Origin of the sequence: Corallococcus exercitus, assembly GCF_003611585.1 — a bacterium.
GTDB classification, from domain to species: domain Bacteria; phylum Myxococcota; class Myxococcia; order Myxococcales; family Myxococcaceae; genus Corallococcus; species Corallococcus exercitus.
In genome coordinates, this window is the sequence record NZ_RAVW01000476.1 from 1 (window position 1) to 6,980 (window position 6,980).

Genomic DNA, 6,980 nt, shown 5'->3' on the forward strand with positions numbered 1-6,980 from the left:
GGTCGGCCTGGGCCTCGAAGAGCTGATGGAAGCAGACGTCGAGGGGCACGTCGGCGTGGGTGCGGTTGAAGTCGAGGAGCACCTGACGCTGCTCGGCCTCGGGCATCAGGGGCAGTGAGGCCAGGGACGCCTCGGGGCGCGCGATGGCCGCCTCCAGCACCGTGCGCAGGTGCTGGGTGAGCCGCGCGATGGTCGCCTCCTCGAACAGGTCGGTGCTGTACTCCACATGACCGACGAGCCCGCCTCGCTCCACCTCCACCAGCGACAGGGTGAGGTCGAACATCGACCGGCCCGCGTTGCTCTTGATGGCCTCCAGTGCCAGGCCCCCCAGCTGGGGACGGCCCTGCGGCTTCTGGAGGATGAGCATCACCTGGAACAGCGGCGTGTAGCTGAGGCTGCGGCGGGGCTGTAGCTCCTCCACCAGCTTCTCGAAGGGCACGTCCTGGTTGTCGAACGCGCCCATCGCGGCCTCGCGCACCCGGCCCAGCAGCTCCAGGAACGTGGGATCGCCGGACAGGTCCGTGCGCAGCACCAGCGTGTTGAGGAAGAAGCCGATGAGGCCCTCCAGCTCGGCCTGGCTCCGGCCGGCGCTGGGCGTGCCTACGCAGACCTCGTCCTGCCCCGAGTACCGGTGCAGCACCGCCTGGAAGGCCGCGAGCAGCACCATGTAGAGCGTGGCCCCGGTGCGCCGGCCCAGCGCCTTGAGCTGCTCCACCAGCGCGGCGGGCAGTTCCACGCGCAGCTCCGCCCCCTGGAAGGTCTGCACGGCCGGACGCGGCCAGTCCGTGGGCAGCTCCAACACCTGAGGCGCGCCGTTCAGCCGTGCCTTCCAGTAGTCCAGTTGACGCCGCAGGGTCCCGCCCTCGCGTCCCTCCTGCTGCTGGCGCGCGAAGTCCGCGTACTGCAACGGCAGCGCCGGGAGCACCGGCGCGGTGCCGGCGACGAAGGCTTCGTAGAAGAGGCCGACTTCACGGATCAGCACTTCGATGGACCAGCCGTCGGAGACGATGTGGTGCATCGTCAGGAGCAGCACGTGCTCCTCCGGCGACAGCCGCAGCAGCCGGGTGCGCAGCAGCGGCCCGCGCGTCAGGTCGAAGGGCCGTCGCGCCTCCTCCGCCATCCGCTGGCGCGTGTCCTCCTCGCGCCGCTCCGGCGGCAGGTCCGTCAGGTCCTCCGGCGCCAGCGCCAGCGTCAGCGTCGGCTCCGCCACCTGCACGGGCTGGCCGTCCTGTTCCATGAAGCGCGTGCGCAGCGATTCGTGGCGCTCCACCAGCGCGTTGAACGCGCGACCCAGGGCTGTCACGTCCAGCGGCCCGCGCAGGCGGAACGCGGCCGGGAGGTTGAACAGCGTCGTCCCGGACTCCAGCCGGTCCAGGAACCACAGGCGCTGCTGGGCGAAGGACAGCGGCGACGGCTCGGACGCCGCGCGCGCGGGCCGCGAGGCGGGGAGCACGTTGCTCGGCGCCGTGCCGGAGGCCTGCTGGCGCTCGGCCATCTTGCGCAGCAGCTGCTCGCGCTTGTCGGGAGGAAGGTGGGCGATCCGGTTGCGAATGTCGCTCATGGTGCTCGGTCGGGGAAGAAGGTGGGGCGAAGAGGCGGGAGCGGCTCACTCCAGCTCGGACAGGAGGGACTCCAGCTCTTCCTCGCTCATGTTCTCGGTGCGGCTGTTGACGATGGCCACGGCCATGCCCGCGATGGTGGGGGTCTCGAAGAGGGTCCCCAGGCGCAGCTCCACCTGGAACGCCTGCCGGACGCGCGCCACGACCTGCGCGCCCACCAGCGAGTGCCCACCCAGCTCGAAGAAGTCGTCGTGGATGCCCGGCTCCGCGACGCCGAGCAGCTCCGCCCAGATGGCGGCGATTCCCTGCTCGACGGAGTCCCGGGGCGCCACGTAGGGCGTCCGAACGCCGCGCCGGGAGTGCCCGGCTCCGGGGCTCGTGGCCGGCGCCGCGCCCGTTCGCTCACGCCGCAGCCACACGGCCTGTCGCGCGGAGAGGTCCGTGGTGGACACGACCCATCGGCCCTCGGCTCGCGCGGACAGCAGCCGCCGCAGGGCGTCCGAGCCTTCGACGAGCGTCAGGTCCGACGCGGAGGGAACCTCACCGTCCTGGGACCAACCGTCCCAGTCCACGCTGAGCCATTGCGTCCCACCCGCCCGGGCGCGCTCGCAGGCCAGCGTGTCCATGAAGGCATTGGCCGCCGCGTAGGCGCTGAACCCCGGGCCGCCCAGTACGGTGGACAGCGAGGACTGCAACACCACGAAGTCCGGCGGCGGTCCGTCCGCCAGCGCGGCCGCGAGCCACCGGGTGCCCCGCACCTTGGCGGCGAGCTGCTCCTCGCTCCGTTCGCGCTCCAGGTCCACCAGCGGGACCGACGTTTGAGCGCCGATGCTGCCCGCCGAGTGCACCACGCCATGCAGGGCCCCGAAGTGCGCCCGAGCGCGGGCCACCACGGACTCCAGCTCCGCCCGCCGCGACACGTCCGCCGACAGCACCAGCACGCGCGCGCCACGAGCCTCCATGGCCCGCAGGCGTTGGATCTTCCGCGACACGCCGTCCTCTTCGCCGCGCGCGCGCAGCCACCCGTCCCACTCCTCCGGCGGAGGGAAGGGCGAGCGACCCACCAGCACCAGCCGCGCCCGCACCGTCGCAGCCAGGTGCTCGGCCACGCCCAGGCCAATCCGCCCCAGGCCTCCGGTCAGCAGGTACACGCCGGCTTCGCGCAGCGGCGAGATGTCCGCGCTCGCAGGGGGCAGCCGTGTCGGCTCGAAGTGCTCGACGTAGCGACGCGAGCCGCGCCAGGCCACCACGGGCTCCGCCGCGTCCAGGCGCACCTCCGCCACCAGCCGCTCCAGCAGGCCCGCCAGCTTCGCCGTGTCCCCGGGCAGGCGCACGTCGATGCAGCGCGTGCGCAGTTCCGCGTGCTCCTGGGGAACCACCTTGCAGGGGCCCACCACGAGCGCGCGGGCGGGCACCAGCGGTTCGTCCCCCGTCACGTCCAGCGCGCCGCTCACCAGCACCGCGACGTCCACCGGCCCCTTCTCCGGCCGGGCCTGGAGCGCGCGCAGCAGGGCGACGAGGCCGTGGAAGCCGCGCTCCATCTCCGTCTCGAGCGCCGCGTCCTCGGCTCCACCGGCGGCGGGGCCCAGGCCCCAGGCGTGCACCACGCGCCGGGGCGTGCCCACGGCCTCCAGCAGCGCGCGGTAGTGCGCGGGCTCTCCAGGCGACAGCCCGAAGGTGCGCGCGTCCCGCTGGGAAAAGCCGGGCGCGGGCACCACCCGCACCACCTCCGAGCCCGCTGCTTCCAGCCGCGCGGCCAGCTGCGCGCCGAAGCCGTTGGCGTCGACGAAGGCCAGCACGCGCTCGACACCGGCGGATGACGCGGCCGGCGGAGGCGGCGTGGGCTTCCAGGCCGGCTGGTAGAACCACTCCGCCGGGTCGTCCCGCTTGCGCAGCGCCGTCCCGGCCGTCCGGGGATCCGCCGCCGAGGGCGGTCCCGCCACGGCCTCCAGCCAGTAGTCCTCCCGCTGAAAGGGATAGGGCGGCAGCTCCACGCGGCGGTGCTCGCCCGGTCCCTGGAGCCGCTCCACGTCCAGCTCCGCGCCCGCCAGCCACAGCTGCCCCGCTGCGTTCAACAGCACCGCGGCGTCCGGCCGCGGATCCTGCGGCCGGCGCATCGAGGCGACGATGGTGCGCCCCGCCGCGTTCGTGGCCTGCCGCGCCAGCATCGTCAGCGCCTGCCCCGGCCCCACCTCCAGCAGCAACCGGTCCGGCTCCTCGAGGAGCGTCGCCACGCCTTCCGCGAAGCGCACCGGCTTCCGCACCTGCTCCGCCCACGCACGCGGATCCGTCGCCTCCGCGTCGGTGAGCCAGGTGCCGGTGAGGTTGGAGACGCAGGGGATGGACGGAGGCGACAGGCGCACGCGGCGCAGCGCCTCTTCCAGGGGCCGCAGCATCGGCTCCAGCATCGCGGAGTGACCGGCGTAGGTGCTGTGCAGCAGGCGGCACTCCACGCCGCGCGCGCCCAGCTCCGCCTGGACCGCGTGCACGGCGTCGGTGGGCCCGGACACGACGCACAGCGAGGGCGCGTTGCTGGCGGCGATGCCCACCGGCCTGCCCACCAGCAGCGGGCGCACTTCTGCTTCGGGCAGCGACACGGACAGCATGGAGCCCGCGGGCAGCTGCTGGATGAGCCGGGCGCGCAGCGCCAACATCGCCGTGGCGTCCTCCAGCGTGAAGATGCCCGCCAGACAGGCCGCCGCGTACATGCCGACGCTGTGGCCGACGAGCGCCTGGGGCCGTACGCCCACGTCCATCCACCAGCGCGCCAGCGCGTACTCGACGGTGAAGAGCGCCGGGTGGCCGAACGTCGTCTGCTCCAGCTTCCGGGTGGCCTCCGCGTGCTCCGACGCGGCCGGGAAGAGGAAGCGCCGCAGGTCGGCGCCCAGGTGCGGGGCGAAGCGCTCGCAGCACGCGTCCACGTGCTCGCGGAAGCGCGGCTCCGTCGCGTACAGGCCGCGGCCCATGTCCACATGGTGCGAGCCCTGTCCGGGGAAGAGGAACGCCACCGAGCAGCGCCCGTCTCCCGCGGACTCGGTGAGCAGCCGCGCGTCGCGTGCCGCCAGAGCCTCCCGGGCCTCGCGCGCGTCCTGGCACACCAGCACCCGCCGGTGCTCGAAGCGACGGCGTCCCACCATCAGCGTGTGGGCGACGTCCGCCAGCGCCAGCTCCGGGTGCCGCTCCAGGTGCGCGGCCAGCCGGTCCGTCGCCTCCTCCAGCGCGGGCGCGGTCCGGGCGGACAGGGCCAGCAACTGCCAGGGGCGGGACGCGGGCGCGCGGGGCGCGGGCGCGGGTGCCTCTTCCAGCACCACATGCGCGTTGGTGCCGCCCATGCCGAAGGAGCTCACCCCCGCGCGCCGGGACTTCGCGTCGGGCCACGGCCGCGACGTGGTGTTGACGGCGAAGGGGCCCTCGTCGAAGGGGACGCGCGGGTTGGGGTGCTGGAAGTGCAGGCTGGGAGGAAGCCGCCGGTGCTCCAGTGCGAGCGCCGCCTTGATGAGGCCCACCACGCCGGCCGCCGCGTCCATGTGGCCCAGGTTGCTCTTCACCGAGGCCAGCGCGATGGAGCCCCGGGGCAGCCCTTGGAACACCTGGTTGAGCGCGGCCACTTCGATGGGGTCTCCCAGCGACGTGGCCGTCCCGTGGGCCTCCACGTACTGGATGGATTCAGGCTCCACGCCCGCCACCGCGAGCGCCTCGGAGATGACCTGGGACTGGCCGTCCACGGTGGGCGCGGTGAAGCCCACCTTGTCCGCGCCGTCGTTGTTGACGGCCGAGCCGCGGATGATCGCGTGGATGCGGTCTCCCGCCTCCAGCGCGTCCGACAGCCGCTTGAGCGCCACCACCGCCACGCCCGAACCCCCGACGGTGCCTTCGCCCCGAGCGTCGAAGGGCCGGCAGCGTCCGTCCGGGGAGAGGATGCCGCCCTCCCGGTACGAGTATCCGGCGCGCTGGGGCAGCACCAGCGCGACACCGCCCGCGAGGGACAGGTCCGACTCGCCGGAAAGCAGGCTCTGGCAGGCCAGGTGCACGGCCACCAGCGACGTGGAGCACGCCGTCTGCACGGTGACGCTGGGGCCGCGCAGGTCCAGCCGGTGGGACACGCGCGTGGTGAGGAAGTCCTTCTCGTTCGCCACCATCAGCGAGAACAAGCCCTGCGAGGCCACCAGGTCCGGCCGGGTCAGCAGGTTCGCGATGAGGTAGCTGCTGCGCCCCTCGCCCGCGAAGACGGACGTGGCGCCACGCCCGCGCGCGTCACCGTGGCCGGAGCGCTCCAGGGCCTCCCACGCGCACTCCAGGAAGAGGCGGTGCTGGGGATCCAGCAGCTCCGCCTCCCGGGGGCTGTAGCCGAAGAAGGCCGCGTCGAAGGCGGCCACGCCGTCCAGGACGAAGCCCTCGCGCACGTAGCCCGGCTGCTCGCGCACGGCGCGGGGGACGCCGGCCGCCTCCAGCTCCGCGTCGGAGAAGGACGTGCGCGGCTCCACGCCGTCGTCGATCAGGCGCCAGAAGGACTCGGGATCGCGGGCGCCCGGGACGCGCAGCGCGATGCCGACGATGGCGACGGCCTCGGTGGGGGACGAAGCCATTACGCGCTTCCCTTCTTGCGGCGGGCCAGCCGCTGCTCCCGCTGTTGATCCATGCGCTCCTTGCGGCCCTCACCGCGCTCCTGGCTGGACTCCAGTCGCGCGCCGCCGCCAGCCTGGGACAGGTGCTCCGCGAGGCCCGCGAGGGTGGGGTACTGGAAGAGCACGGGCAGGGAGACCTGCAGGCCCAGCGCCGTCTGGAGGCGCTCCTGCACGCGGACGATGAGCAGGGAGTTGCCGCCCACGTCGAAGAAGCGCTCGTGGCGTCCGACGCGCTTGAGGCCCAGCAGCTCGCACCAGAGGGCCGCCAGCGTGCGCTCCAGCTCGCCCTGCGGCTCCACGTAGCCCTGGCCGCCGCCGACATGGGTCTCGTCGGGCGCGGGCAGTGCGCGCGTGTCCACCTTGCCGCTGGCCGTGAGGGGCAGCGCGTCCAGGAACACGAACGCCGCCGGCACCATGTACTCCGGCACGCGTTCACGCAGGAACGTGCGGAGCGCCGCAGGGTCGTGTCCGGGCTCGCGCGAGACGACGTAGGAGACAAGGCGGAGGTGGGAGGGCGAGTCCTCGCGAAGCAGCGTGAAGGCGTCGAGGACGGAGGCGTGGTCGCGAAGGAGGGAGGAGACCTCGGAGGGCTCGATGCGGAAGCCGCGCAGCTTCACCTGGGAGTCGAGGCGGCCGAGGAATTCGAGGCGGCCGGAGGGCAGCCAGCGGACGCGGTCGCCGGTGCGGTAGAGGCGCTCGCCGGGAGAAGAAGCGAAGGGATGCGGGAGGAAGCGCTCGGCGGTGAGCGAGGGCTGGCCGAGGTAGCCGCGAGCGACACCGGGGCCGGAGACAAAGA

3 protein-coding genes are annotated in these 6,980 nt (G+C 73.6%); all 3 read right to left on the reverse strand.

What is annotated here, in order from left to right:
- Nucleotides 1-1,561 (reverse strand): condensation domain-containing protein (locus D7W79_RS36155; RefSeq protein WP_244222160.1); only part of this gene is annotated, 1,561 nt, incomplete at its 3' end.
- Between the two features lie 45 nt (nt 1,562-1,606).
- Nucleotides 1,607-6,145: a type I polyketide synthase gene (locus tag D7W79_RS36160; RefSeq protein WP_120529850.1), complete on the reverse strand. Its 4,539-nt coding sequence runs from the start codon at nt 6,143-6,145 to the stop codon at nt 1,607-1,609.
- Nucleotides 6,145-6,980, reverse strand: an 836-nt coding sequence (locus D7W79_RS36165) for a phosphopantetheine-binding protein (RefSeq protein WP_147442229.1), incomplete at its 5' end; no start/stop codon positions are given. The genes D7W79_RS36160 and D7W79_RS36165, both read right to left, overlap by 1 nt.